Raw genomic sequence first — 26,130 nt, 5'->3', positions numbered from 1 at the left:
ATTCAGGTCTGGTGGGCTGTTATATATTATCATGATGCCGGTACGTTCAATTTCTCCAGAAACGGCTCTAGCTTATCCACGACATAATGACTTCCGCCCCGGCCGTTCACTTGTTCGATGACAGCAGAGATGAGGAAGGACGGGGACTCGGTATCAAACACCACGACGAATCCGTTCTCCTGTCCTTTCTCTCCTTTCTTCGCTTTCAATTCTGCGGTTCCCGTCTTGGCGGCCAGTTCTCCTGGTAGCGGATTAAGGGAATGAGCCGTTCCACCTGAACGGGTAACGACTTGACCGAGTGCATCCTTCACCGTAGCTGCAACATCAGGTGTGATAATCACCTCGGGTTCAGATGTTTCTTTGCCTATAATCAGTACTGGCTTCACCATTTTCCCTTCATTAATAAAGGGTGTAAACGAAGTCGCCAGATGGATCGGAGACATCAACATCTCTCCTTGACCGTAGGACGTATCGGCGAGAAGCACCTCTGATGCAAGATCCAGATGCGCCTCATTTGCATACTGGCTTGGCTTCAAATACAATTCGTCCAATCCGAAGTTATCACCGAATCCAAACTTTTGAATACCTTCGATGAATTTGGCACTTCCCATCTCAATGGCTTCTTGGGCAAAATAGATATTGTCTGAATAGACCAAGGCATCGACCATATTCACCGGTGATACACTCTTCACACGTTTCACATAATAACCGCCCCAGCTCTCATCCTTACGCCATTGTAAACCAGGGATATCATGTTCCTTATCCGCAGTAGTTACGTTCTCCATAAGTCCTGCTGCTGCCGTTATTGCTTTGAACGTTGATCCTGGTGCATAACGATTCGTGAATCGATTGATAAAAGGTAACCCTTCATCTGCGGAATACGCATCCCACTCCGCCTGCGTAAGACCTGTAACCATTTTATTTGGATCGTAGGCTGGCGCACTAGCCATAGCAAGTAGATGGCCATCTGTCGGATTCATCAGCACCATGGCTCCGGCGTCTCCACCGCTGGAAAGGGTCTGATACAATTTTCGCTGTGTTTGCGCATCAATGGTCAACTGTACATCTTGTCCATCGACGGCATCTTTACGAATTAACTCAGATCGTACATTTCCTAGTTCATCCGTTATCTCAATCAAGCCACCTCGCTCGCCGCGAAGTTGTTTCTCCATGGATTGCTCCAGGCCAGCTTTACCAATCCAGTCCTCTGCCCGGTAATAACCTTCGGTATCTTTATCCAGATCCTCTTTTGTCACTTTACGCACATAACCAACCAGATGAGCAGCCGCTTCACCCAGCGGGTAGTATCGAATGGTTTTGGATTGCAGCTTCACGCCATTTAGCCCGTCAGGCACGCTGGATTCATCGGTCGTAGCAATCGGAACAAAATATTCTGGCTTCACCCACTTCTGGTCTAATAGCTTATTAATGGCGTCTACAGACACGTTGTAATGCTGAGCAATCTGGGCAAGTATTGCATCTGGGTTGTCGCCCAGCTCTCCTGGCACAATGCCCCATTCATTGACCGACCCTTTTGTAGCAAGAGGCATTCCTTCATGATCTACGATGCTGCCACGTTCCGGAAATAGTGTCCGCACTCTCACCTTACTGCCTTTAACCATATCTTTGAGAATCATCGACGGCTGCCAATCAATCCGCCAGACTTTAGTGCCATCCTCAAGCTCTTGTCTGACAAGTTTCAACGACTGAGTTTCGTTCAAGTCGCCAAGCAAGGTTGTCAATTGCAGACTATAGTCCACCTCGTAGATGTCAGGGTTCGTTCCCTCGGCGCTTGCTTTTTCACTTGTTCCGGATTCCGATTCGTTGGAATCCGATGTCGTTTCGGTGACCCGCAGTTTCACTTCCGCCTTTACCTCGGATACCTCCATGCCAGAGTAGATTGCATTATACTTTTCCACAAACTGTTCTCTGCTCAGTCCAGATTCATCCAGTGAAGCAGGTGTCATCATCGTATATAGCTGATCGAATTCCTTTTTCTGCAGATGATCTATGTACTGGGCTACAGTGGTCTCTGGCTTCGCTTCTTCAGCCTTACCGTTTTGCATATATAAGTACATTCCGACTCCACCCGCAAACAAGATCGGGAGTAGTCCGTACAAAATTTTATGTTTCTTTTTCATGTCATATCACCTCTACAATATACTATAGATTTCCAAACTCATTTAAACAATGGCACAAATCTGACGAAATTATCATTAAAAATAGCCGAATGCTCACATAATATGTTTAAATAAGGAGAGTGAAATTACTGCAAAGGAGCCCGATGATGGAAATCAGCTATTTTTTACTCCCCAAAGCCGAAGTGGCCTATATCAAGTCTTCTGCTTCCATGAAGGATGCAATCGAGCAGCTTGAAGCGCAGCATTATACTGCCATACCCGTAATTGATCAGGATGGAAAATATGTTGCTACCCTGTCCGAAGGTGACTTGTTATGGAAAATGCGAAGTACGCCTGGATTGACTTTTGATAATATGGATCAGGTTGAGGTACATGAGATTAACAATCGTGTATACAATGAATGCGTATACATCGAGGCCGAAATGGAGGATATGCTGACATTGGCAGCGGATCAAAATTTCGTACCTGTTGTTGATGTGGATCGTGTGTTCCTTGGCATCATCCGTCGTAAAGACATTATCGAATACTATACGCGCAATATCTCTGATTAGAGCAAAAACAACACTTGCCCACTGCACGCTACATAGCACCAAGCTACACTGCTGTACAAGAGGGTGAAACAAATAAGGCGAGCCGCGGCTCGTCTTTTTTGCATGATTTTGGCTATGACACTTGGGTATGTCACCAGGCTAGGTCGTAACTTGCTCTACGCTCAGATTTACTTCATTTTCCTTCAATATAACCCTTCCTTCATTGCGTAGGTTCCTCATCGAGCTTGAAGTACCATTCTAGAAAAACATTAAAATTCGACCATTGTGGTGTACTCTCTCCCCGAAGGAAACGCTCAATTGATTCGCCGAGCTCAACCAAAATAACTTCGCCCGTCACACGATTATAAAAGAATCCTCCCTCACCCTCGAAGCTATCCAGCGGAATATATGCTTCCGGTAGCCCCAACGTGAGCTGTGCTACAGTGATGTCTTCCATATAAACGGTATTCACCATAAACCAGCAAATCTGATAAAGCTCCTGATTTCTACTATAGAATGTAGGCCCATCTTCAGCATGCAAATAAAACTGCGCAAAATCGGACTCCAAATCAATACCCAGTTTCCGTAACGCTTCTTCATAATCTGCCGGGACATCTTCATGCCACCAGCCTTGATCCTCACAGTACTCCATTACCCGAGTTGATAACATGATACGCCTCCTAATGATTGAACCTTCTAGAAATTAACCCGCTTACGACTTTACAGGTATCCACACTTGGGGCGGAGCACCGTCACCACTGTATACTTCAAGTTCCGGAATGCCTGCATGCTCATAAGAACCTGTAGGGAACCATTCAGAGATAATATATGTCCACAAGCGCTGTATCGCTTCTGGCGCAAGTTCTTCTGCTTCAAATACAACCCATTTCACCGCAGGAAGCTCTATTCCATACATGCCTGCTGGAACTTCACCCGAATGAGAGGTAGCAATCCAGTACTCCATTTGCCCGTCATGTAATTGCCTCTGATCTACACAGATACCCACCAAGCCAGGGATTACCCCGTTATTCAACTCGCCCAGTCGATCCTCAATCCCCTCAGCTAGAGCTTCTTGCCACATTTGAGGAATGCCTCTAAGATTCTCACCGTCTACGCAAGAGAAGGTTCGTTTGATCCCGGCAAAAGTAAGAGCCTGCTGCTCAATAACGTTATACTTTACATTCATTAGAATTCCCCTCTCCAATTCGCGCTTGTGTCTTCCCTCAGGAAGACCTTTAACTACTGTATCAAAAGAGTCTTACGAATGGAAATACTATGCTTCCCCTTTGTTCTTCTACGTAAAAAAGCCCGCTGTAGTCGCGGGCTTCGGTGCTTCAGAAATTGAAATATTTATATAGAGGGATACTTCATAAGTTAGGATGGAGATACTATCCCTTAGTGCAATCGGGCGCAGTGAAGTTACCCGACCTACCAGATCAACTATGGTTTAATTAAGATTATTGGTGTCCCTGTGGTAATTGTTTCCGCTTCGAATCCACTCACTGATGCATAGCTGCCAGAATTCGTGATGATTACTGGAGTAACGATATCAAAGCCTTTATTTTGGATCAGCACTAAATCGACCTCCATCAACACATCGCCAACATGAACCTGATCTCCTTCCTTCACATGGAGAGTAAAGCCTTCACCCTTCAGTTTGACAGTATCCATTCCGACATGGATGAGTACCTCTACCCCATCGTTACCAATGACAGCAATTGCATGTTTGGACTTGGTTATCGTTGCTACTACGCCATCTACCGGAGAGACAACGGTTCCCGCGGACGGAATAATTGCCACTCCCTTGCCCATTGCTTCACTTGCGAAAGCTTCATCAGCCACATTGGCAAGTGGAACTACCTGACCAGACAGTGGGCTATGCACTGTCAACGCCGTTACTGACTGAACTGAAGCTGAACTATGCTGTGTTGCATGAACTTCTTTTACAGATTCCGCATCTGCTATTGCTCCATGTGTGTCTGACTCTGACTTGGTGGATACATTCCGAGGTTTATATCCCCACAAATACGTTAAGATGAAGCCCACAACAAGACCTACCGCCATCTGCAAAACGTAACCGTAGAACCCCGCATCAACACCTTGCGGGTTGACGGCACCTGGAATACCAAATACGCCAGATGGAGCAAAGGCATATACCTTGGACAAGAAAGCTCCACCGATGACTCCACCCACACTACCACCGATAATCGCCATAACTAGCGGTTTTTTCTGTGGAAGTAACACCCGTACAACGCCGGCTCACTCACACCTAGCAAAGTAGTTCCTCCCGTAGAAATACCTAACGTTCTCATTTGTTTATCTTTGGCTCTCAGTCCAAAAGCCAATGCCGCTCCTGCCATGGCAAACTGATTGGCTGCCAGCAAGCCCATAACGGAGTCATAGCCGATGGTTGCCATATTGTTAATAAAGATCGGAATAAATGCCCAATGTAATCCAAACATAACAATTAGAATCCAAGGTCCACCCAATACAAGCCCAGCGAGAACAGGATTAAAATTGTAAATGGCTGTAGTAATGTCCGCTAACCCGTTACTGAGGTACGATATTACAGGACCAATGATAAATAAGGTTAGTGGAACAGTTATTAATAACACGATGAATGGAGCCAGGAAATAACGGAAGCCTTGAGCTATACGCTTTTCAATTACGCGATTCAGCAGCGATGCGAACCAGACTGCTACAATCGCTGGAAATACGGATGAGGTGTAATTCATGATATTCATCGGAAGGCTAAGGAAGGTCAACTGCTGCTCGGAACCTACAAAACTCAGCAATGAAGGGTATACCATTGAACCGCCAATAACCATACCGATATATTGATTAAGACCAAAGTACTTGGCTGCAGAGGCGCCTAAAAATACGGGGAAGAAATAGAACAGTGTATCTCCGATCGCGTTTAACACAATATAGGTTCCATCCGTGGCAGTTAAAACACCAAACGCAGACAGACACGCTAACAAACCTTTAATAATACCGCTCGCTGCAAGCGCTCCCATAATTGGCATGAATACACCGGAGATCATCGATGTGAAGCGGTCGAACAGATTCTTTTTCTCACCCTGTACATCATCGGACGAATTAGACTCCCCTAGGTCCCCTAGAAGGGATGACAGCTCGTTGAATACAGGCACAACTTGATTTCCTATGACAACCTGATATTGCCCACCTTGCTGAATGACAGTGAGCACACCATCCATTTTCTTGATTTCCTCAGCATTAGGGATTTTGTTATTTTTCAACTCAAATCTCAAACGGGTAACACAGTGAGTAACTTTATTGATGTTCTCCTTGCCTCCGACACTGCGTAATACATCCGTTGCCAGTTGACGATGATCCATGCCCAATCACTCCTTAAGAGGGATTCGGAATGAACCTACGTGAAGGTAAATTCATTCTGCCATTCACATTTTGATTCATTCCGTATCCATTTTCAGTATTGTAAATAAACGTGACCTACGATCCCTGTTGGCTCCTGAATTAGGAACTGGGATAGGAAATCCTGCTGCTCTTTCACCAGAGTATTGGTTACTTCGATGACAAGTCGATTGCCCGTCAATTGTAGACATCCGCTTGCTTCATATGCGTACGGCGGGCAAATTCGTGTTCCAATGTCATAACCATTCAACCAAACTTGGGCCACTTCATATGGTTCTTTAATGACTAGTCGTGCACGGTCAGGAACCTCATGTAGATCAAAATCAATCTCATATCGAACGGTGCCTGAGAAGTCTGGTCGTCGCTCTGGGACAGCGAGAGAAGTTAGCTCTACAGCCTGCCCATAGGTTGTAAATTCCGGGTATTGCATCGCTTTCGCCAAAGAGATATTCCACGTTCCTGTAATCTCCTGTACCTGCTCGTAAGCTCCGTTCGTCTCTAAACCAGCTGTGATCTGATTCATTACTCCTGAACCTTGAACAATCATTGCCGATTCATACTTATCCAATCGCAGAGTGAACGTATGTTTCGCACCATCTACACGCACATGAAGCGGGCGGAGTGTATTAGCAAAGGCATCATAGATCACCCATTCGTTTAATCCTTCCTGCACAGGTATCTCAACCGTTGTCTCCAACGACTGTGCTGGATCTTCATTGAAGAACATATAGATATCTCCGTCCTTATGACGGTAGTGATAATAGCGCAGGTATGGCTGATACTCTGATACAGAAATTTCATGCATAGCTTCCCTCTGCATCCGAGCAGATAGTTCATCCAGTCCAACGATGCTAACACGCTCATGCTGTGCCAAGGCTGACAAGACTGCTGAACCATCTTCGCCTTCACTGCTGCGTTCAGGCATCCCTTGCACGAAGTACACGCGCAATCCCGCTTCCGCCAAGACAAGCAACTGTGCCATGAGATCACTTGGCAGTGCTTCTGCATATGGAATGATCAGAGCAGAGAATTGTTCGCCGTTCATCTGAAGTTTCCCATCCGAGGCTTGCGCCGATATAACCAGTTCAGCAGGCACAATATCAAAATCAATCTGATGCTGTGTAAGCTCTCGCGCTGGTTTCTGGAACAGCATATATTCGCCAGACCATTCCGCTTCGGCATGATACAGAATTGCTGCTGGTGCGACATGCACACCGTCTGATAACAGATGACTAACTCTATTCATATAATGTGTGAGCGTTGGCAAGTAACGGTATTGAGGATCATGCCCATTCGCATACCAATGTGGTGGGCAATCAGGATCAGGATACTTTTTCGGTGAGAATGCATGGGGTACAAAGTGATTCACACCTCTGACAAGCATATGATCCGTAAGCCATTTCATCAGCTTAAGCCCTTCCCCAAACCCATATGCGCCGTATACCTCACACATCGTACGCCCTTGTTTCTTCGGATCGAGATGTCCCAGAGAGGCCCCCATCTTCGCCAATCCGTAATGGAAGAACTCACCGTCCCATCCCGTGGAGGTAAAGGACTTGAAATACCCATCATCCATTCCCGGCAAGATCTGATGCAGCACAACGTCTAGGCCTGACATATCTTGTCCCCATAAACTCCGGTAGAAGTGACCCGCTCCATAACCTAATCTGGCATGAGCATTATTGTCCTCGATGACATGCCCAATATACTCCACACGATGTTCCCTGCACCAATCGCCCAATCTTGCTGTGAAATGCTCTGCGTATAACGCCGTGATCAGATTCATATAGTGATAGCGCATTTCATGACCTCTTGAACCTGCATTCGCCCATAATAGAGGTAACAAGCGAATAACATCCTCATCCGCAAGCTGTTCCTTTAACAGTTCAGGAAGATCCTCTCGCCATGGTAAAACCATATCTAGACGTCCGATGGAAGCCATCGGTCCTTTTATATTGCCGAATCGCGGCTCGTCAGAGAAGAAACCAGCCAGAGTCGAGCCAAAATCATGCTTATATCGTTCATAATGCGCTTCATACACGGTGTCAATCAGCACCTGTGTTGCTTCTGGTACAATCGGATTCAGATATCCTTCCGTTGCCTGCTCACCGCCCTCATAGGTTAGAACCAGGGTGAAAATTCTCCAGCGCCCTTCAGGCAGATCCCAATGAACGGTTCCTCCATTCAAGTGGGGAGTCAGATTAATGAGTGAGTCAGGATCGATCTCATCGGGTGCAATTTTGCGAGCCGCCACCACACCTACAATGCGATCTTTAGCCGAGAAAGCTTCCAGCTGTTCACTCTTCTCCTGATCCGAATCCAATTGCTCGATACCAACACTAATGCCTCTCTGCCCTGGTCTTTGCAGTGCCCACTTCACCATTATGCCTGCCTGATTTTGTGGACCAACCAAGTCCTGTTGATGGACTTTCAGAAATTGCTTCTGATACTGGGGATAATCGCTCTTGATCCTCCCCGCGGCATACCCCGTCGGAAAATGGGAGTCATCTAAAATCCACACTTTCATGTTGCGTTCTCGTGCCTCATCCATGATGATGTCCAGATCTGTCCACCAGCGCGGACCCACAAAGTCCGGATGCGGACGTGATTCTACACACACAGCCTTGATGCCACTCTCGTCAATGATCTGCATATGTTCACGCAGTACATGCTCTTCCTCACCATGCTGCCAGAAGAAGGGCAGAATATAGTTACTCTCTTTCTTTTCCAATACCTCAGTTAGCTTTCTCATCGAGTTCTCTCCTCTCGCCTTGCATCCAACCAAATTATTAATACAAATGATTATAAGTATCAAAACTTCATATAGTTGAAAAATTAACCATTACGATATAACGGGGTAATCATGCATAATTCATCACTTTTTTTAGTGAATCGGGCATATATAAAACAAAACAAAGCATAATCCAAAACTACATTTCCAATATAGCGCTTTCAATCTAACGTCGAAATATCAAAACAGCATATATTGACTGTCATAATTACAGATGTTATGGTTGCATCAATTATTGAGTCCGCTAGGAGGTGCTTCATGTGAATCACGATCAATTAGATGTTAAACTTCGCACGCTTACAGACAGCGAAATTCGTTACAAGGCTCAACCTGCTGCTGCTGCTCTATCTTCCTCCTACAATTTAATAGATAAAAAAAACTATGAAGGGCAGGAAGTTTACGTATTTGCAGATGTCATAGCAATAAAAGACAATATCATGATATCTAAGCACACACGTTTTGCTGAGGTTCCACCTCACATTCACACCTTTATTGAGCTAAGCTTTGTCTATTCAGGGCAATGTTCGCAGATTATTAATGGGAAAAAGGTCACCTTGAAACAAGGGCAGATTTGCATTGTCGATACGGGTGTTCCGCACGCGATTCTGCCTACATCAGAAGAGGATATCATCATCAATATCCTGATTCGTAAGGAGTATTTCACCTCTTCATTTCTAAGCAAGCTGTCGAACAACGGCATATTATCCCACTTTCTAGGCAATGCGATCTCTGATCGACAGAACCACAACAGGTACATTATTTTTCACTCAGAGAACAATACCAACGTCCCACTCCTGATGAGACAACTGCTCTGTGAGTACTATGAGCCCTCATTAGGCTCTTCCGATATCATGAATTCTTATATGCTGTTGATCTTCTATGAGCTGCTGCGGGTGTTCCAATATGACACGAATCGTCCAGGCACGTTGACCCAAAGTAAAGTGACCATCATTGAAATATTGAAATACATCGACCAACATTATATGGACTGTACGCTCACATCCACCGCAGAACACTTCAACTTCAATCCCAATTACTTGTCCACTATGATCAAAAAAACAACAGGCCAATCCTTCAAGGAGCTTGTCCAACGCGAGAAGCTTAACTACTGCTCATTCTTGCTCGCCAATACAGATCGCCCTATCTATGAAATTGCAAACAGTACAGGGCACAGCAACCTCAATTTTTTCTATAAAAAATTTCAGAGTCATTTCGGTATAACACCACAGCAATATCGGGAACAGCACATGGTTAGGCTGCCAGAGTAAGCTCTACGAGTAAGGAGCAACAGTACGATGTCGCTATAACTTCTGGTCAGAGCCTGTGCTCTCCAATTCATTCCAGGCATCGTGACATATGCTTATTGGTTCGCAACCTTTCCTACTACCGTTCGTCTAATCACTAATAACTGAATAGGGAGATGACTATGCGGATAACTTGCGAAGCTGGTACTGGATTTACGATTGGCATGATTGCACTTCAACCAGTGGCACTGGACGTAGACTGCTCCAGCAGCCAGATCACCACTGTGGTTGATCCTGAACGAATCGCTATCCCCTACGTGGATGATGCGGAATATGGCGCGTGCTTCGATAAAATGACCATGATGGAAGGCACCTATCAAGAGGAATTTGGGAAAAGTTATGATGTTGAATTTACCATTGATGTGGACAAGAAGGGGTACATTACAAAGTTTGAGCATACGTTCCCACTGGAGCGTTATATTGACCTTGTGCAGACACAATCCTATCAAGTGATTCGTACCAATTGGCGTGGTCGGACATTTCACGTAATGACGTATGCATACGCTGAAGAAGTGCGCAATCCGAATAATGTCATTTATCGATGCACAAATGAAGAAGACGTATTTGTAGTAGGTGAGATTGTTCCTTACTCCACTACATCATCCACCGGTCAACGCTACGGTATGCTCCATTTCCGTGCCTTAATCTCTGCCAGGGATGATCTCTATCCCCTTAGCTACATGTGCAAACCCGATTTCGATCTAACCATTCATGCTTCGGAATCATAGTTTGGCAGTTTGGCGATACATAATATGAAAGAGCGCTAGGTTTACCCTGATGTGGGTTCACCTGCGCTCTTTCATGATAGTAAAGTATACGTTGCCTTTAGCATGTTGCTTTAGGAGTGCTGCTTGTGGGGACTAGCTGGTGCTATTTACACGTTATGAACTCTGATAAGGTAGTCATACTACGTACGCATTGCAGCTCCTACAACTCTACGATAGCGGTTGAGCGAATAGCTTCGCTTTTTCTACCAATGACTTCTCCAGCCTCTCCCGCAATCCACACATCCACTCAGGCTCATGCGCCCATTGCTGAGAGGTAGATCGAAGTATACGTACATAGCCGTACAGGTTGGCGAAGCGGCGACATACCGGAAACATCGTCTCCATATCAACCGTTTCTTCGGATACAGACCAATACCCCTGCATAAAGGATTGTTTCATCCGCTCCCAGTGCTCTGGCTCAATCTCCTCCTGTAAACTATCCAATGATTGCTGCACATCCATCGCATACCAGTGAACCATAGCATCATCGAAATCAATGGCATAAAAGGCATGATTCGCCTGATCATAAAATACATTATCCAATTCAAAATCATAATGAATGAGACCGAAGTTCTCCTTTGTTACAGGCCAGGATGCTAACACCGTCCTCACAGCATTGACCTCATCTAAAGCCTTTGTTTCATCCGAAAACTCCTCTAACACACCTTGCATCCAATCCAGCACTTCTGTATAAGTCCAGCGACCCGTATGCTCTGGCACGTATTGACGGGACAAGTTGTGCAGCTTGCCTAGTGCCTGACCATAACCGTGAACAATCCCCTCATCCAGTTCAACACGAGCAAGTGATATCCCTGGAACCCGCTTGAACACCGATGCATAATAGGCTCCCCACGGTGTATGAACCTGAACAAGCTCCTCCCCGTTATGTGCCGGAACAGCCTCCAGCGCTCCATATTGATGTCGGTGAAGCTCATGCAGGAATGCTAATTCGGCTTCTATATTCGATTTATCCTTTTCGTCCACAGGTGCAAAACGAAGCAACCGAACCTCCTCTTGAAATCGGAACGGGTACACCGCATTCGACGATATCCGGTAATGTTGGAACATATCGAGCGACTCAGCATCATAGTCCCATTGCTTCAATATCATCTCGGCAAGATCATGGTTGTGGAATAAATATTTTAATTTTAACATGGGCATCTAGCTCCTCATTTTTGATTTTGTTAATACTGCTTGGGCGTACTGGGTCAAAGGATTGACTCCCAGCATCTATTGCCTACAATGGATCGTTTCATTGAGCCAACACCGGGTTGAATTGCTATTTGGACGCGCAAAAAACCGCAGGCTATGCCTGCGGCTTTTAAAATTCGTGGTGTACGAGAAGTATGCATAAACAAATAAACCTCGTCAGCACCAGGAAAAAAATGCAGTTATATCCCTATGGTCAGCAGCCATCCGATGGAATTCTGAGCAGCCTATTGCCGCAGCCTAACCCCCGATGTCTGCTGCATCTATTCAGTTTATAATCACCTTAATGGTTGTAGTCATTGGGTTCATCTTAGCCCGTCGTTTCATGACGCTCACTCCCTTCGATAAACAAAGTTATTTCTATATTAATCCATATATTACATGTAAGCAATTACAAAATCGCCTCACTACCTCAACACTTAGCATGTAACATCCTCAACAATTAGAAAGCGTTGATCACAATCCGTTCTACCTTCTCCGTATTGTCTTGGTACCAGATCATGATCATATCCCTTGCTTGAGATCAGACAACTGTAATGCCGAACTAGCGTTTGACTTGTTATCCTGATTCCCCATCGGCATTCCTCGAGTAATGGTCACATCATCATTCACCGTCCATTTCATTTCCACCCCCGTATCATTCATTTCCATGTTAGCCCCTGGAAAACTCCCCTGCTGACTGTTGTCGCTCGAACTGGAGGGTTGTCCGTTCTGCACCGACTCCAATAATGCCACGGTGATTACATTGCCATCGACAGAGATCACTTTGCCCATGGAATCTGCATTCATCATGCCTCCCCGCATGGCTTCCCGGTTACCTGTACGTGCATCTGAATCTGTTCCGCCAGCACCACCTCGATTGAAACCTCCGTTAGCATTAGGCGCACCGTTCATACCTCCATCGCCGCCATTCATATTAGGAAATCCAGTCATATCTGGATTGGAACTCGGCATTGCAATCTGCTGAGACGTAATGGCATCACAGGATACCAAAAGGACAGAACATACAAGCATCATCCATATATAAAATGTAGTTCTATTACGTTTATGCATACGGTCACCCTTTTCCTAGGGAAGTCTGTGAAGCTGGTTTCCAGTCGATTTTTCCTCGAAGTACGAAGTCATATACATCCTTGAATCCCATGTAGGACAGCACAATGAGCAGCGGATATACCGGATAAATGTACCTCGACTTGATCTCCCACAAGATATAGAATCCGATAAACCCTAGAATCACTAATATCAGCGAAACCTCATCGTATCTCTTGGCACGTATCGCACCAATCACCCGAATCAGGATGAAACAATACATCAAGAAGTTCATGACATATACGATCCATAACACACCAACTCGGTACGGCGAATCTCCTGCAAATAATTCTGTCATTGGATTCGTATAACTGTAGGAGCCTGCAATTCCTGCACCCCCACCTCTACCTCTTCCCATGTCCGTCCCACTTTCATTACCGATTCCATATCGATCCATCTGATAGGTACCCTCAGTCCACGTCCATATGACCTTCTTATAGTACATTTCCGCCAGTTCACCTAAGCTTGCCTCGGATAACTTCCTCTCAATCTCTTGCTTGAATAGCTCTACACTTGTTGCTTGATTGTAGTTCGCCTCTCTCTGATAGATTCGATAACTCTCCATATTGTCCCAGAATCCGAATCGTTCCAGATTAATCCCCATATTGAGCCACATGTAGATCGGTGCCGAGTTCTCATTCACGGATCCTTCAACGGTATGCGTCGATTGCAACACTGCATTCTGCGTCCAGCTTGGAACGTTAAATAGAATAGCCAGTATGCCGATGGATGCTATAACTTTTTTGACTCCAATATTGCGCCAGTTCAGCAGGATATACAGAATAGCAGCAATCAGGATGACCGCACCAACACTTCGGAAATAGTTACCGATCGCCAATAGAACAGCAGCTATGATCAACATGCTCCACGAAGTTTTTTTCGTAAATCGGATCAAGCAATATAAGGAAGTTGTAAAAAATGCGGTCGCAATCACATCGTTATAGATCAGATTGTTCATAAATAACGACGGAAGATACGTCGCTGCAAAGATTAGAATGCCATAATCACGCGCTGTGGATCTGCGATTCAATTGTTTATAGATCAGATAGACCATATAGGTCGTTACGAGTGAAAAGAAAATATTAAATAGCTTAATAACCAGATAGTTGTCTGGAAACAAGTAGAGCAACGTTTTTAAATACAGCACGATTGAGAAATTGAATGGAAACATATGCAGATATCCACCCGTCTCAAACGAGGAATAGTCCTGTTCATAGAGCATGTTCATCGCCAGAGATAACACGGTCTGTGAATCATCTGTAGGCACACGCGGGAACAGGAAAATAATCCCTACTTGTACGACAAACGAACAAAGTAACACCACAGGAATGACAACCTTGGGGCGGAATTTATCCAATGTCAGGCAGAGTCTGTAGAGCAGGATGCTAGATACGAGTAGTACGATAATGATTGGAATGAATATATCCCATTGCTGCGTCTCTAATATGGGATTATCTCCATACATGGCGTAATTGTACTGCGCCCGGAGAAAGAAGGACGAAGCGATAAATAGCCCAATACATAACGCCATAATGAGATAGAGCGTCTGATGAATCACCTTAAACATGTCACAACTCCTTTTCCATTACAGGATTCGAACCGTATTATAAGGGCTCTAACTGAAAAATCGCTGAATTTAAGGAGAACAAAGCTAACGAAAGATACCTCTGCTGTCGATAATAACCATTAGATACATAATATTAAAATTTATAATTAAAAAAGGAGATTGAAACATGTTTAATGGAAAACGCTACATCCGTTCGTTACTAACAGTACCTCTAGCAGGTCTACTACTCGTTTTGTTTGCATCCCAGCAGGCTTCGGCAGCTCCTATCGACAGTTTGTTACCGGAGCGGAGCGAGCAAGAGATTACTCAGAAGTGGAATGAATGGATGAGTGAGAAAGATAAATCCGTGACATTCACTGAGACACCTTCCGCTATGGCACCTTATATTGCGGGGAAAATTAGTGATGCTTCCTTAGAGCACGCTCTGAATGCAGCTAACTTTTATCGTTTCCTGTCAGGACTCGAGGGGGATCTCGTTCTAGATGCTGCGCTCAATCATCAAGCACAACATGGAGCAGTCGTTATCTCTACATCGGCGCTGTCGCATTATCCGCCTCAACCGGTGGACATGCCAAAGGACTTTTACGACTTAGGTGCCAAGTCGGCATCAAGCTCCAATCTGTTTGCGGCCTACAGCTCCAGAGGAAATGTCGCAGTTAATAGTATTGAGGCTTATATGGATGATTCGGATGCGAGCAACATTGCTGCACTAGGTCATCGCCGCTGGATTTTGAGCACACAATTGAAGAAGACCGGATTCGGTGTTGCGTACCGTGATAACAAGTCGTATGCCAACCAGTTCAGTACCATGCAAGTTTTCGATACCAGCCGTGCGGAAAAGGTAAACTATAATTACAGCTTGTATCCGAATAAAGGGGACTTTCCGATTGAAGCATTCAAAAGCTCTCAAGCTTGGTCCGTACAACTGAACCCAGATGTCTTCGCGAAGCCTTCCCAATCGAATGTACGAGTTGAGGTTGTTCGCTCATCAGATCAACGGACGTGGGTATTAGGAGCCAATCATAAGAACAGCACTGACCCTTCAGGGGCATACTTTAATGTAAATAACGATTCGTATGCATACAATTACGCTATCATTTTCCGTCCAGATCAGATTCAGTCTTTGAAAGAAAATGACACGTTTAACATCCGAATTACAGGTCTGAAGAAGAAAGACGGCTCCAATGCCGAGATTACGTATCAAACCCGATTCTTCTCTGTAAATAAGACACAACCGAATCCGGGGGTAGACCCAGGTTCACAGGAACCTGATCCCCAAGATATCTTGGATAATTTCCTAGTTAAATTCCAATACACAGCAGACCGTACATTAAAGATTAATGGGACACTGTTGAAATATGCTAACCAAACCTTCACCTTCCAGATCTATGGACCATCACCCGATGAGAGCCATATCAGAACAGTCACTGTAAATGTAGATGCACGTGGTAGATTCGGTCTCACACTCCCTAACCTGTCCGCTTCCGATCTCAACATCTACATGAAGGTCAGCGATGATATTACCTATCTCATTACAGCGGCCGGCAACTCAAACGTGACCTACTATATTAATTAACTAGATTCAACTGGTTTACACGAACCACTCCGATGACAGAGCAACGCTCTGATCAACAACAAAAACAGTCGGGAAGCCTTGAAGGCATGTCCGACTGTTTTCTTGTAATGATGCATATCCATTCCGTCAGGAATCTGTGGCAGAAATCTTTTGATAAATAAACTTAGGTGTACATTTCCTTGAACTCATCCACATATAACACTTCAATACACCCAGACCAATTGAGAATCGAGCCGACAAAGTCCTGTATGTCTAATCCCTTCATCTCATACGTCTCCTCGGTGTTGACAGTGCCTGTCGCATCCTCGATCAAGGTCACCTGGAAACCTTCATGCTCTGCCGTAATTGCTGTGAACAGACAACAGTATTCCGTATTGAACCCTACAATACATACATGCTCGATGTGCCGTTCCAACATCCATGTCTTTAACTCCGGATTGCTGAACGCACTCGGCTTGCTCTTCTCCAGCACAGGGTGCTGCTTCGTATCGAGCACAATCTCTAGATTGGCATGCTCCTTATAATACAAAGACGAGCCCTCTTGCTTGTAATCTACATGCTTCATATATACAATCGGCCAGTCCCGTTCCTCAAACTCAGCAATGACAGACTGAATCTTGGCAACTGGTTCTGATACGTCACGCAAACGTACAATCCCCTGCTGTACATCCAGTACGATTAAGGCCTTATTCATCTAAACTCTCCTTTGATCAGGTGGGTTTATTACTTCTTCTGCTTCTTCGTTGCTGCTTTCTCCACGTTCTCTTTCACCCGGAATTCAACAATTCGTCGAATCAACGCTTCGGGTAAAGGCTGATTGTGCGGGAACTGAACCGATCCCTTCGCACTTTTGAATATGGAGAGTTCCTCTTGAAATGCTGTGATCCCACTAGGAGCTGGGTAGAATCCAATATGATTCTGGTATGCAGCAAAATGAACCAAATTCCCATGCTGCGCATACGTGGGCATCTTGTAACTGATCTTCTCTTCCGCATTCGGGCTGCTTCCCGGATCATCTGCCTTAACGCTTGAAGTCGTGCCTGCACCTCAGGTGCAAAACCCATAATATATTCGTCCACCTGCACAGAAAATGGGGTGTTATCTGGCATCATTAACTCCTTCCACCACGGAGTAAACCTCGTGGTACGGGTATTTGGATTCATTGTAATTCACAACGTCATCGCTCGTCCATGTCTCATCAGGTAGTCTTCCTTCGATTTGTAATCAGGCATAATGCTGCCGACACGACGCCAGAACGAGCGGTCATGATTCATATGATGAATGTGGCAGAGCTCATGGATAATGACATAATCAATGACCTCATATGGTGCCATAGCTAGGCGATAGTTAAAGGTTAGCTTTTTGTCCCAACTACAACTTCCCCACTTCGTGGCAGATTCCACAATATCTACAGACTTCGGCTTCACCTTCAACTCCTGTTGGTAGCGGATGATGCGCTCCCCAATTACTCTTTTGCATTCACTAAAGTAGAACTTCTTCAGCGTCGCTCTTAGCTCCTCTTCCCCCAATCCCTCGACAGGGATTAATTCATGTAGTGCATATTCCTTACCAAAATGTAAAAATGCTCCCTTGCCCTCTTGTTCGTACTCCTTAGCCTGAGGGCCTTCCAGTGCCTGTTGCATGAGCGCCGATTTGGTCAGGATGACCTCTCCGTGCTGCTGCACGAGTGCTGTTAACGCCTCTTCACTGGTGCCATTAGGTGCCTTAATGGTGACCATGTAGGGCAAGTCCATCGTGATGGAAGCTTTTTTTCGTTTGCCATATTCGATATGACATGTAATGATCTGTCCCTGAATCTCTATAGTAATCATGTTGTACTCCATTTCTGCAACTTAAGCTGTCTACCGATGCTTGTTTACTGATATAACTTCTTATTTGTAACTTCTTGTTTATCCTTACTTGTTATTGCTGCATTTCACTCTATCCTACAGATTGTATACCAATAATCAGATGTTTAACATCCGAACGATCTCAATTGAATTTTTATTTATTTTTATGTATTATTATTTAATTCAATTCTTACATATATTTGATCATTAAACTGGGAGGATGAACCAAATGTATGCAATAGAGTGTACGCATCGGCATATTGAAGAATTAACGCTCAACCACTGGCAGCCTTTATCAACCTCACTGTATGACGGATGGGTGCTGCGTTTTGCCAAAGGATATACGAAGCGAGCCAACTCGGTTCAAGCGATCTACCCTTCTACCCTGGATGTACATGAGAAAATCACAGCCTGTGAGCAACTCTATACGTCCAACCAGCTAAGTACCATTTTCAAAATCACACCATTTGTTCAGCCAGAAGAATTAGATCAGCTCTTGCAGGATAAAGGTTATGTCGTCATTGATCGGACGATCGTACAGCTTCGAAATCTGGAGGAACTAAAAGCTCCTGAGCATCTGGAGGTACATATCGACGAGCAGCTAACTGACGAATGGTTGAACCATTTCTGTCGTTTGAATGCGGTCAACGAGGAATTCAGGGAAACGATGACACAGATGCTCTTCAACGTGCGCGCAAAGACAGGTTTCATCACCCTATCTGTTGATGGCGTTGTGGCGGCCTGCGGGCTTGGTGTGGTTGAGCAGGGAGTAATCGGACTGCATGACATTATTACAGAACCAACGTACCGTAATCGCGGCCTGGCGGAGCAGATGATTCTGCATCTGTTGCACTGGGGTAAAAATCATGGCGCAGTGTCAAGCTATCTGCAAGTCGTTGAAAACAATGCCCCCGCACGGCGGCTATATGCCAAGTTGGGGTATACCGATGCCTATTCGTATTGGTATCGGATTAAGCAATACACACAGTAAAGCTTCAATATATAAGGTAGTCCATACAAAACCAACAAGTGCCTCGCTTATCTAATAAGAAAGGTCTCTTGTTGGTTTTTTGTTTTAACATCCTCACGTATAAACAAAACTACTCCATTTTGCCTAATTATAGGTCTCAGAACCCTCAATACCTGCCTTGACAATAAGCCATTATGACCATAAACTAGCAAAGATATTAGGGAATTAATAGGAGGTTTTGATGGTAAGAGGATCGTAAACGAGTTTTACCCATCTATGCACATCTTCGGATGAAAGGCTTATTAGTATATAGATCGGTAGATAGAATCTCATGTAGAACGACCAAGACAAACGTAGAAAATCAGAACAAGTAGAAAGCGGTGTACCATGAAACGACTATTTTTCATTATGTTCGCACTCACCCTGCTCCTCGCCGGTTGCCAGAGTAATGATCAGGAGAGCAGCCCATCCGAGAATGAACCGACCGAATTACAGCAAGGCTCCAGCATTTTAAGCTTAAAAGAAAAGTATGGCTCGGCATCCGACAAAGCAATGATGCCCATGTACAACGTAGCACAGGATGAAGAATTTACGTTTAAGTTTAAAGCAGATTTGAGCCAATCAAGACTATCTTCTGATGATATTATTTCTGTACATACTGATATTAAAGGACTTACAGCCAGTAAAGTATATGCTCTTCCTGAGATTAATGGAGACAGCGTATCGATTAAACCACTAGGCTGGGGAGTACTAAGTTCCGAAGCAATGATGACGACTGGAGACAGTGGTTGGGGTGGCGCTCCCATCTATTATATCCGTCTGAACTATGATCCAGATGCGGAAAAGCTTACTTTGCTCGATCAACCACTCATCATTCCTTTTACGGTGAAATCGGAGTTACCTGTTCCTAAACTGAATTATGTTATCGATAAAGATAGACGTTTCTCTTTAGTATGGGACAAGGTTGAAGGCGCCACTCAATATAAAATTTATAAACGTATTGACCGCAGTAGAATTTTCGATCCATACAATCTTCCTCTGCAAGGTGCAGAAGAGGCTTACAGCGAGAGCACGCCTTTGGTTATCGCAACGACAACCGAAACGACCTTTAATGATTTTATGAAAGATGGGCAAGGCGGCCTTAGTATTCATAATGACATGATTACAACGCATCAAAATTTCGGTATTCAGGGCGAGTACTACGTAACCGCACTGGGTGAAGGCAAAGAATCCAATTTCAGTAATGGAGTTGCTACAGCGCCATTGGCATCGCAGTTACCGTCCGAGTTGAAAGAACAACTCTATCTCCATACATTTAGCAGCGTTACCTTGCTTCCTCAGAAAATTACGGTAGAGTACAATGATGGTACACTAGCCCGTGAAACGCTTGTCTATGATACAGCTAATGTGAAAATTTCAGAGTTCAATGAAACCGAAATTCCTTTTCACATCAAAGGAACAGCACTTAAAAGCTACGTACGCGTAGAGAATGTCACTCAGGAGGATCTAGACAAGCTTACACAGCAACGTGTGGCCGATTCCAGCAATGGACTCGTTGAACCCAAAAATGATACTCCTTACGTACCTGCACCTGATGTACCAACGATTATTAATAATCATGAGACACCCGCTGTAGAGGATAGTGCAGACTCTTCAGCAGCAGCAACAACGGAAACCAATGACAGCACGGAAGAAGTTTCTGAAGAACCGGCAAATGAATCTACTGGCGATACTTCAAACGAGACAGTTGCTCCAGATACCAATGCTGAGACAGATACTCAGACAGACTCCCAGCAAAACCTTGTAGATGAGCAAAAGTCTAATACCGAGCAAAATGTTGAACAAGGCAATCAGGAGATCGTGCCGGAGCCTGCTACCGGTGATGATTTCATTAATGCAGATTCTGCACTTGAGGAAGTTTTAGCTAAAAATATGATTGCCGCTCAAGACAAAATCTCACTGAAAGCTTTTCCTGAAGCCCAGAATTTTACCACGCTCTCGGATGTCGTCTTGAAAGTAATGTACCAGAATCCGCTGATTCTTGGGGTTGAAGGCTTCGAATACAACTACGGTACACTTACCCTGTCCATTTATTACGAAGAATCGGCGGCAGATATCCAGAGAAAACAGAGCGAAATCATCACAAAAGCCAAAGAGGTTGTTGCATCCATTATCAAACAAGGCATGAGCGATGATGAGAAGCGTAAAGCGATCTATGATTATCTCAATGACAATGCGACATATGATGATGCCGCACTAGAAAATGCGGAGCAGAACAACTTCAAGCAAGTAGATGCACAGTATAATGACTCATTTACGACGTACGGTATTTTGGTGAAAGGTGTAGGCGTCTGTGCAAGTTATGCTTCCGTATACAAGCTGCTCTCAGACCTGTCCGATTTGGAAAGCATCGTTGTCACTGGAACCTCCAGCGGCGTGCCTCATGCATGGAATAAGGTCAAAATCGGAAACGAATGGTTACATGTCGATGCGACCAATAACCTGACTAACTCGGGAATCCCTTATTTCTTATACAATGCCAATGACGAAACGGCTCTGAGTCAGAAGACGGTAGCGGATAAAGACTATTGGCTGGATTCCGAGCTGGATCAGTTCAAAGGCGAGAGTGACAGCAACGATTATTATGTACAGAACAACCTTGAAGTCGCATCCATTAGCGAATATAAAACCAAGGCAGAGACAGAGTTGAAAAAAGGGGAGACTTCTGTCATCCTACGGTTCGCTTCACCTGTTAATTCAGATGAACTGATGACAGCCGCTGGTGAAGCATTGGCTGCAGTGGATGAATCACTGCTGAATACAGCACAGCTTGCCACCCTTGGCAGCTATGCCATTCTGGAATCTAAGCCAGAACAGAAATAGTACAAGTTCTAATCTGACACGAGACATACAAAACGGGACAAAGCAACTTACCACTGCGTTGTCCCGTTTTCTTTTTGGCGGATTGTAATATGAGATACGACACCGACTGGAATACATTGTGTTGACGAAGGCTCTATGTGTATCTATATGAAACAATAGTCTTACCTCGGTAATGGCATGTGTTGTATGAATCGATGCGCTCTATTTCCCGAATTTCACTCTTTTACGGGCTTACTGTACCGCCATTGGCGTTCAACGTCTCTCCGTTTACATAGCTGGATTCCTGACTCGCCAGAAATACGTAGGCTGGAGCCATCTCTGCAGGTTGTCCCGGACGACCCAGCGGTGTATTGTTCCCGAATTCGGCCAACTTCTCTACAGGTTGTCCACCGACAATCTGAAGTGGTGTCCACACCGGGCCTGGTGCAACAACGTTCACACGAATGCCTTTGCTGCCAACCTGTTGAGCGAGTGCTTTACTGAAGGTATTGATCGAAGCCTTCGTGGTGGCATAGTCCAGCAAAATCGGAGACGGACTGTAGGCTTGGATGGACGATGTATTAATGATTGAACCACCTGGCTTCATATGTTTCACGGCTGCTTTACAGAGCCAGAACATAGAATACACATTCGTTTTGAACGTCGCATCGAATTGTTCGGTTGTCAGATCGGCAATCTGCTCGACAAACTGCTGCTTCCCTGCCACGTTAGCCAGAATGTCTATGCCGCCTAGTTCTTTGACCGCAGTTTCAATCAACTTCTCGCAGTATTTCTCATCCTTAAGATCACCGGGAACAGCAATAGCTTTGCGGCCAGCTTCCTCGATTAGTTGCACGACTTCCTTCGCATCCGCTTCTTCCTCTGGCAGATAGGAGAGTATGACATCCGCACCTTCACGAGCATATGCAATCGCCGCTGCCCGGCCAATCCCGCTGTCCGCACCAGTAACGACTGCTTTACGGCCTGTAAGCTTGCCACTGCCTTTATATGTCTTCTCACCGCAATCCGGAACAGGAGTCATCTCACGCTGCAATCCCGGCTCTTCCTGCTGCTGTTTCCACTCCGGTGTAGCTTTCGGATATTGTGTAGTCGGATCTTGTATGGTGTGTTGATCTTGGTTTGCCATCGTCAATTTCCTCCTCGATTATTATCGTTAGATTTCATATAGGTTGTTATAAAAGTCTCACTCCTTCCTTTGTAACCGAGTTAGGCAGAGTTTAAACTGAGCCTTCCCATTTACCATTCACTCCTACATGTGAATCTTCAAGATCTTGAACCTGTATAATGATCATGAGGTGAACTACGTTATGCAACAACAGACGACATATTCCATAGGTGAAGCGGCCAAGATGATTGGATCTACGGTCAAAACAATCCGCTATTACGACGAAATTGCACTGCTCCAGGCATCCCAATATACAGAAGGTGGACACCGCCTTTATACACTTCAAGACCTGTGGCGACTAGAATTGATCACAACGCTACGCTATTTGAATTTTGGCATACCCGACATTCGCAAACTCATGTCCGGTGAGCTTGGTATGTCACAAGCACTGGACTTACAGATTGAAGCGTTGGAATCCCAGGTGCATACCCTCCAATCCATGCTCTCCATTCTGCATCAAGCCAAACAATATGAAGCCGATTCCGCACTAGGTACAGAACAATCGCTTGGTTATGTATCCAGTCTGGTCGAATCGATGAACGCCAGTGCAACTAGACGAAAACAATTTGTCTCCACCAAGTTAGAGCAGTCTCGCTTACTGGAAAGTATTCCACAAGAGTGGAGAGTCACATTTCTTCACTTTTTCGATAAATACATCATGAAAGACACAAAGCTGTCCGCCAAACAAGACGTCGCCTGGCAAGAAGTACAAGCCTTACTCAGTGATCCTGTCTATCTCGCTGATCTGGCTCGTTTGGAGATCCCTTTCTTCACGATGGCTAACCATCCACAGGTTCAGGCTACGACTTGGGTTAAGAAAATGGAAGCAATCCATATTCGAGCTATCGAGGCACTGGAAAACCAATGGTCGGAAGACAGCCCGGCAGTACAATCCATCGTTTGGGATTTCGTGATGATGTACGGCAGTAGCGAACAGTCCAGTAATCCAGAGTATTTTTTTCGTAATCAATCCCGATACATGCTCGATTCCGTCACAGAACGCATTCTTCGGTTTAACAAACTATGCTCCATCCTGAATCCTGAATGGGGTCAGTTGGTGGAATGCATTGAACTCTTACAGAGAGGAATGCGCTGGAGACTGCAGCAGTTAGATCGTCCAGAGTAGGGCGATCTTACAGCTTTTTTACAATTTGGACGGAGTGCAATGACGAACGTAAAGATCATCCTTTTTGCAATGAATATGTCGGGTGATCTCCAGCTTCGCCATTCAAGAGCTTCAATGGTTCGCCTTTTAACACATGATTGAAGAAATCAAGCGTTGCCTCGTTCACGAGTTCCTGTGTTCCTCTAGCATCTACACCCTGAGACCATTCCAGAATTGGGGATATGAGATACAGATCCGAGAAACTGAGATGTGTCGTATTGTTCAGTGTCATCCAGTAGTTCCCGCCTGCAGTGACAGGCTCGTACCTTGCATATACCTCTTCATAATACTTCTCAGCCTCTGCACGTGTTGCACCTAGAGCGGCAATGGCATCGTCATCCATCACACTTGTTCCAGCCAATGTCTCATCAGCATTCATCATAAGAAACGGCTTGCCCACGCCTTGAGCCGGGATACGCTTCTCTCCGAATAATACGCCGTCCATGTTGATGCCTGCTTGGACACGAGGATCATCCATCAATATCTGCACTGTTGTTGCCCCGCCAAAGGAATGACCGAACATGCCGATATGTTCCAGATCCATATGACCTGTAAAGCGCCCTTCCGGGTCATCCGCTGCCAATTGCTCGACCTGATCCAGTACAAATTGGGCATCCTTCACCCAAGTCTCGTTAAGCTTGTCCATGTAATCAAATTGCAGTTGATCAAAGCCTTCCTTTCCCTCAGATTCAAACTGAGCCACACGCCCATCTTGGAAGATGGAGACCAAGCTGCTATACGTGTGATTAATGCCGACTACAATATATCCCTGACTCACCAACTGCTCGACCTGGAAAGTATTTTGTTTCTCATATCCATGCAGACCATGGGAAAAAACAAGTATAGGATACTTGGCCTCTACATCCGACAGCTCTGCATCTTGGATTGCATGAGTCTTAACATCACCTAGGCTGGAGAAAAGCGCTTTGGGCAGTTTCAGCAATTCATTGAAGGCGGTGCTATACACTGCCGAATCAGAGACATAAGGTGCTGGTGCTCCCTTCACATCTTTATTCGTTGGATACCATACCTGTACCATCAGTTCGCGATGATCTCCAGTTTGTGTTGTAAACAACTCTTCACGCGTTTCATCCGTCCAATCATAAGAAACCGTACCAATTCCGTATGAACCTGCCGGTTCTGCAAAAGTAAATATCGGAAATAATAGCGGTAGCCCTATGGTAAACGCAGCATACACCAACACGAATAGCGACGTTGCAGCGACCCGCAGACGACTCCGCGATTCTGTGGAACGTTGCTTTCCTCTTGTAGCAATCAGCAGTAATATGGGGAGAAACGTCATAGCGTACCCTGGAATCATCGGCCACCGCAGCCCCTCCATCCAACCATGTAACAACAGTAATACCGCTGATATTGCGAATCCACCCCATACCATCGGGCGAGATTTGCCTGGTTTAACCACCAGCCCAACCAACATGACTACGTTGAAAATGATGTAGATCCACTCTAACCATCTCATCGTGCTATTTCCTCCTTCGCTGCTTCGCTTAAATGTGTAACTCCCTGTAAAATAGAGCAGCTTTTCTATCTCCTATCCTAAAACCTCCAGTTACAGGAGATTCAAGAACAAAAAAAGATGAAGCTGAATTTTCTCAGCTTCATCTTGAAGTTTGAACTATTTTCACCACGGATGGTTAAGAGGCCTAACCGCTTTCTTACTTGCTTGCTCAGTCACACGGCTGGGATCTTCCAATGCCATCTGCATC

The 26,130-nt window shown here is 45.1% G+C and carries 21 protein-coding genes; 7 read left to right on the top strand and 14 right to left on the bottom strand.

Translation table 11 applies throughout. The annotated features are described in order from the left end of the window. Nucleotides 1-29 precede the first annotated feature (29 nt). Nucleotides 30-2,141: a penicillin-binding protein PBP4(5) gene (locus DMB88_RS04445; RefSeq protein WP_128100365.1), complete on the bottom strand. Its 2,112-nt coding sequence runs from the start codon at nt 2,139-2,141 to the stop codon at nt 30-32. 146 nt (nt 2,142-2,287) lie between these two features. Here DMB88_RS04445 and DMB88_RS04440 point away from each other — a divergent pair, with 146 nt between their 5' ends. Further along, entirely contained in the window at nt 2,288-2,692 is a 405-nt protein-coding gene (locus tag DMB88_RS04440) for a CBS domain-containing protein (protein WP_056692743.1), read from the top strand. Nucleotides 2,693-2,891: 199 nt separating this feature from the next. Here DMB88_RS04440 and DMB88_RS04435 read toward each other — a convergent pair whose 3' ends face one another. From DMB88_RS04435 to DMB88_RS04420, 5 genes are all read right to left on the bottom strand, one after another. Beyond that, nucleotides 2,892-3,341: a hypothetical protein gene (locus tag DMB88_RS04435; protein WP_128100364.1), complete on the bottom strand. Its 450-nt coding sequence runs from the start codon at nt 3,339-3,341 to the stop codon at nt 2,892-2,894. A gap of 42 nt (nt 3,342-3,383) precedes the next feature. Continuing rightward, nucleotides 3,384-3,857, bottom strand: a complete 474-nt coding sequence (locus tag DMB88_RS04430) for a GyrI-like domain-containing protein (RefSeq protein WP_128100363.1) — start codon at nt 3,855-3,857, stop codon at nt 3,384-3,386. Nucleotides 3,858-4,111: 254 nt separating this feature from the next. Continuing rightward, nucleotides 4,112-4,915 (bottom strand): PTS sugar transporter subunit IIA, encoded by an 804-nt coding sequence (locus DMB88_RS30545; protein WP_217363769.1) that lies wholly within the window; start codon nt 4,913-4,915, stop codon nt 4,112-4,114. Then, entirely contained in the window at nt 4,888-6,030 is a 1,143-nt protein-coding gene (locus DMB88_RS30540; RefSeq protein WP_217363768.1) for a PTS transporter subunit EIIC, read from the bottom strand. The genes DMB88_RS30545 and DMB88_RS30540 overlap by 28 nt, the downstream gene beginning before the upstream one ends. Before the next feature lie 92 nt (nt 6,031-6,122). Next, nucleotides 6,123-8,819: a glycosyl hydrolase gene (locus tag DMB88_RS04420; RefSeq protein ID WP_128100362.1), complete on the bottom strand. Its 2,697-nt coding sequence runs from the start codon at nt 8,817-8,819 to the stop codon at nt 6,123-6,125. Between the two features lie 299 nt (nt 8,820-9,118). On the opposite strand from DMB88_RS04420, the gene DMB88_RS04415 reads away from it, so the two are divergent. Next, nucleotides 9,119-10,126: an AraC family transcriptional regulator gene (locus tag DMB88_RS04415; RefSeq protein WP_128100361.1), complete on the top strand. Its 1,008-nt coding sequence runs from the start codon at nt 9,119-9,121 to the stop codon at nt 10,124-10,126. A 158-nt stretch (nt 10,127-10,284) separates the two neighbouring features. Beyond that, nucleotides 10,285-10,890 (top strand): hypothetical protein, encoded by a 606-nt coding sequence (locus DMB88_RS04410; protein WP_128100360.1) that lies wholly within the window; start codon nt 10,285-10,287, stop codon nt 10,888-10,890. A gap of 207 nt (nt 10,891-11,097) precedes the next feature. Here the strand turns inward: DMB88_RS04410 and DMB88_RS04405 are convergent, their stop codons facing one another. From DMB88_RS04405 to DMB88_RS04395, 3 genes are all read right to left on the bottom strand, one after another. After that, nucleotides 11,098-12,084 (bottom strand): phosphotransferase enzyme family protein, encoded by a 987-nt coding sequence (locus DMB88_RS04405; RefSeq protein ID WP_128100359.1) that lies wholly within the window; start codon nt 12,082-12,084, stop codon nt 11,098-11,100. Nucleotides 12,085-12,642: 558 nt separating this feature from the next. Beyond that, nucleotides 12,643-13,191 carry a hypothetical protein gene (locus DMB88_RS04400; protein WP_128100358.1) on the bottom strand — a complete coding sequence of 183 codons (549 nt, stop codon included), beginning with the start codon at nt 13,189-13,191 and terminating at the stop codon, nt 12,643-12,645. A 4-nt stretch (nt 13,192-13,195) separates the two neighbouring features. Beyond that, nucleotides 13,196-14,794, bottom strand: a complete 1,599-nt coding sequence (locus DMB88_RS04395) for a glycosyltransferase family 39 protein (RefSeq protein WP_128100357.1) — start codon at nt 14,792-14,794, stop codon at nt 13,196-13,198. Between the two features lie 166 nt (nt 14,795-14,960). Between DMB88_RS04395 and DMB88_RS04390 the strand changes: the two genes are divergently transcribed. Further along, nucleotides 14,961-16,370 (top strand): CAP domain-containing protein, encoded by a 1,410-nt coding sequence (locus DMB88_RS04390; protein ID WP_128100356.1) that lies wholly within the window; start codon nt 14,961-14,963, stop codon nt 16,368-16,370. Nucleotides 16,371-16,533: 163 nt separating this feature from the next. Here the strand turns inward: DMB88_RS04390 and DMB88_RS04385 are convergent, their stop codons facing one another. The 3 genes from DMB88_RS04385 to DMB88_RS04375 form a co-directional block, all read right to left on the bottom strand. Beyond that, a complete protein-coding gene (locus DMB88_RS04385) occupies nt 16,534-17,064 on the bottom strand; it encodes an isochorismatase family protein (protein WP_128100355.1) in 531 nt (176 codons plus the stop codon). A 29-nt stretch (nt 17,065-17,093) separates the two neighbouring features. Next, a complete protein-coding gene (locus tag DMB88_RS31930; RefSeq protein WP_368028317.1) occupies nt 17,094-17,339 on the bottom strand; it encodes an iron chaperone in 246 nt (81 codons plus the stop codon). 200 nt (nt 17,340-17,539) lie between these two features. After that, nucleotides 17,540-18,202: a M48 family metallopeptidase gene (locus DMB88_RS04375; RefSeq protein WP_174715268.1), complete on the bottom strand. Its 663-nt coding sequence runs from the start codon at nt 18,200-18,202 to the stop codon at nt 17,540-17,542. 247 nt (nt 18,203-18,449) lie between these two features. On the opposite strand from DMB88_RS04375, the gene DMB88_RS04370 reads away from it, so the two are divergent. After that, nucleotides 18,450-19,211: a GNAT family N-acetyltransferase gene (locus DMB88_RS04370; protein WP_128100353.1), complete on the top strand. Its 762-nt coding sequence runs from the start codon at nt 18,450-18,452 to the stop codon at nt 19,209-19,211. Between the two features lie 366 nt (nt 19,212-19,577). Beyond that, a complete protein-coding gene (locus DMB88_RS04365; protein ID WP_128100352.1) occupies nt 19,578-22,073 on the top strand; it encodes a transglutaminase domain-containing protein in 2,496 nt (831 codons plus the stop codon). Nucleotides 22,074-22,296: 223 nt separating this feature from the next. On the opposite strand, the gene DMB88_RS04360 is transcribed toward DMB88_RS04365, so the two are convergent. Beyond that, the gene (locus DMB88_RS04360; RefSeq protein ID WP_128100351.1) at nt 22,297-23,199 is read right to left on the bottom strand and encodes an SDR family oxidoreductase; all 903 of its coding nucleotides are present in this window, start codon (nt 23,197-23,199) and stop codon (nt 22,297-22,299) included. Between the two features lie 181 nt (nt 23,200-23,380). Between DMB88_RS04360 and DMB88_RS04355 the strand changes: the two genes are divergently transcribed. After that, nucleotides 23,381-24,364, top strand: coding sequence for a MerR family transcriptional regulator (locus DMB88_RS04355; RefSeq protein WP_128100350.1), 984 nt, complete (start codon nt 23,381-23,383; stop codon nt 24,362-24,364). Between the two features lie 55 nt (nt 24,365-24,419). Here DMB88_RS04355 and DMB88_RS04350 read toward each other — a convergent pair whose 3' ends face one another. Then, nucleotides 24,420-25,883, bottom strand: a complete 1,464-nt coding sequence (locus DMB88_RS04350; protein ID WP_128100349.1) for an alpha/beta hydrolase family protein — start codon at nt 25,881-25,883, stop codon at nt 24,420-24,422. Nucleotides 25,884-26,130: the final 247 nt, after the last annotated feature.

Source organism: Paenibacillus sp. DCT19 (assembly GCF_003268635.1).
In the GTDB taxonomy this organism is placed as follows: domain Bacteria; phylum Bacillota; class Bacilli; order Paenibacillales; family Paenibacillaceae; genus Paenibacillus.
The sequence above is the reverse complement of the archived record's forward strand: the minus strand, read 5'-3'. Positions and strand labels throughout refer to the sequence as shown.

Coding starts and splice junctions, on each gene's coding strand:
- DMB88_RS04445 (WP_128100365.1), bottom strand. CDS start 2,141: ATGAAAAAGAAACATAAAATTTTGTACGGACTACTCCCGATCTTGTTT.
- DMB88_RS04440 (WP_056692743.1), top strand. CDS start 2,288: ATGGAAATCAGCTATTTTTTACTCCCCAAAGCCGAAGTGGCCTATATC.
- DMB88_RS04435 (WP_128100364.1), bottom strand. CDS start 3,341: ATGTTATCAACTCGGGTAATGGAGTACTGTGAGGATCAAGGCTGGTGG.
- DMB88_RS04430 (WP_128100363.1), bottom strand. CDS start 3,857: ATGAATGTAAAGTATAACGTTATTGAGCAGCAGGCTCTTACTTTTGCC.
- DMB88_RS30540 (WP_217363768.1), bottom strand. CDS start 6,030: ATGGATCATCGTCAACTGGCAACGGATGTATTACGCAGTGTCGGAGGC.
- DMB88_RS04420 (WP_128100362.1), bottom strand. CDS start 8,819: ATGAGAAAGCTAACTGAGGTATTGGAAAAGAAAGAGAGTAACTATATT.
- DMB88_RS04410 (WP_128100360.1), top strand. CDS start 10,285: ATGCGGATAACTTGCGAAGCTGGTACTGGATTTACGATTGGCATGATT.
- DMB88_RS04405 (WP_128100359.1), bottom strand. CDS start 12,084: ATGTTAAAATTAAAATATTTATTCCACAACCATGATCTTGCCGAGATG.
- DMB88_RS04400 (WP_128100358.1), bottom strand. CDS start 13,191: ATGCATAAACGTAATAGAACTACATTTTATATATGGATGATGCTTGTA.
- DMB88_RS04395 (WP_128100357.1), bottom strand. CDS start 14,794: ATGTTTAAGGTGATTCATCAGACGCTCTATCTCATTATGGCGTTATGT.
- DMB88_RS04390 (WP_128100356.1), top strand. CDS start 14,961: ATGTTTAATGGAAAACGCTACATCCGTTCGTTACTAACAGTACCTCTA.
- DMB88_RS04385 (WP_128100355.1), bottom strand. CDS start 17,064: ATGAATAAGGCCTTAATCGTACTGGATGTACAGCAGGGGATTGTACGT.
- DMB88_RS31930 (WP_368028317.1), bottom strand. CDS start 17,339: ATGCCCACGTATGCGCAGCATGGGAATTTGGTTCATTTTGCTGCATAC.
- DMB88_RS04375 (WP_174715268.1), bottom strand. CDS start 18,202: ATGATTACTATAGAGATTCAGGGACAGATCATTACATGTCATATCGAA.
- DMB88_RS04370 (WP_128100353.1), top strand. CDS start 18,450: ATGTATGCAATAGAGTGTACGCATCGGCATATTGAAGAATTAACGCTC.
- DMB88_RS04365 (WP_128100352.1), top strand. CDS start 19,578: ATGAAACGACTATTTTTCATTATGTTCGCACTCACCCTGCTCCTCGCC.
- DMB88_RS04360 (WP_128100351.1), bottom strand. CDS start 23,199: ATGGCAAACCAAGATCAACACACCATACAAGATCCGACTACACAATAT.
- DMB88_RS04355 (WP_128100350.1), top strand. CDS start 23,381: ATGCAACAACAGACGACATATTCCATAGGTGAAGCGGCCAAGATGATT.
- DMB88_RS04350 (WP_128100349.1), bottom strand. CDS start 25,883: ATGAGATGGTTAGAGTGGATCTACATCATTTTCAACGTAGTCATGTTG.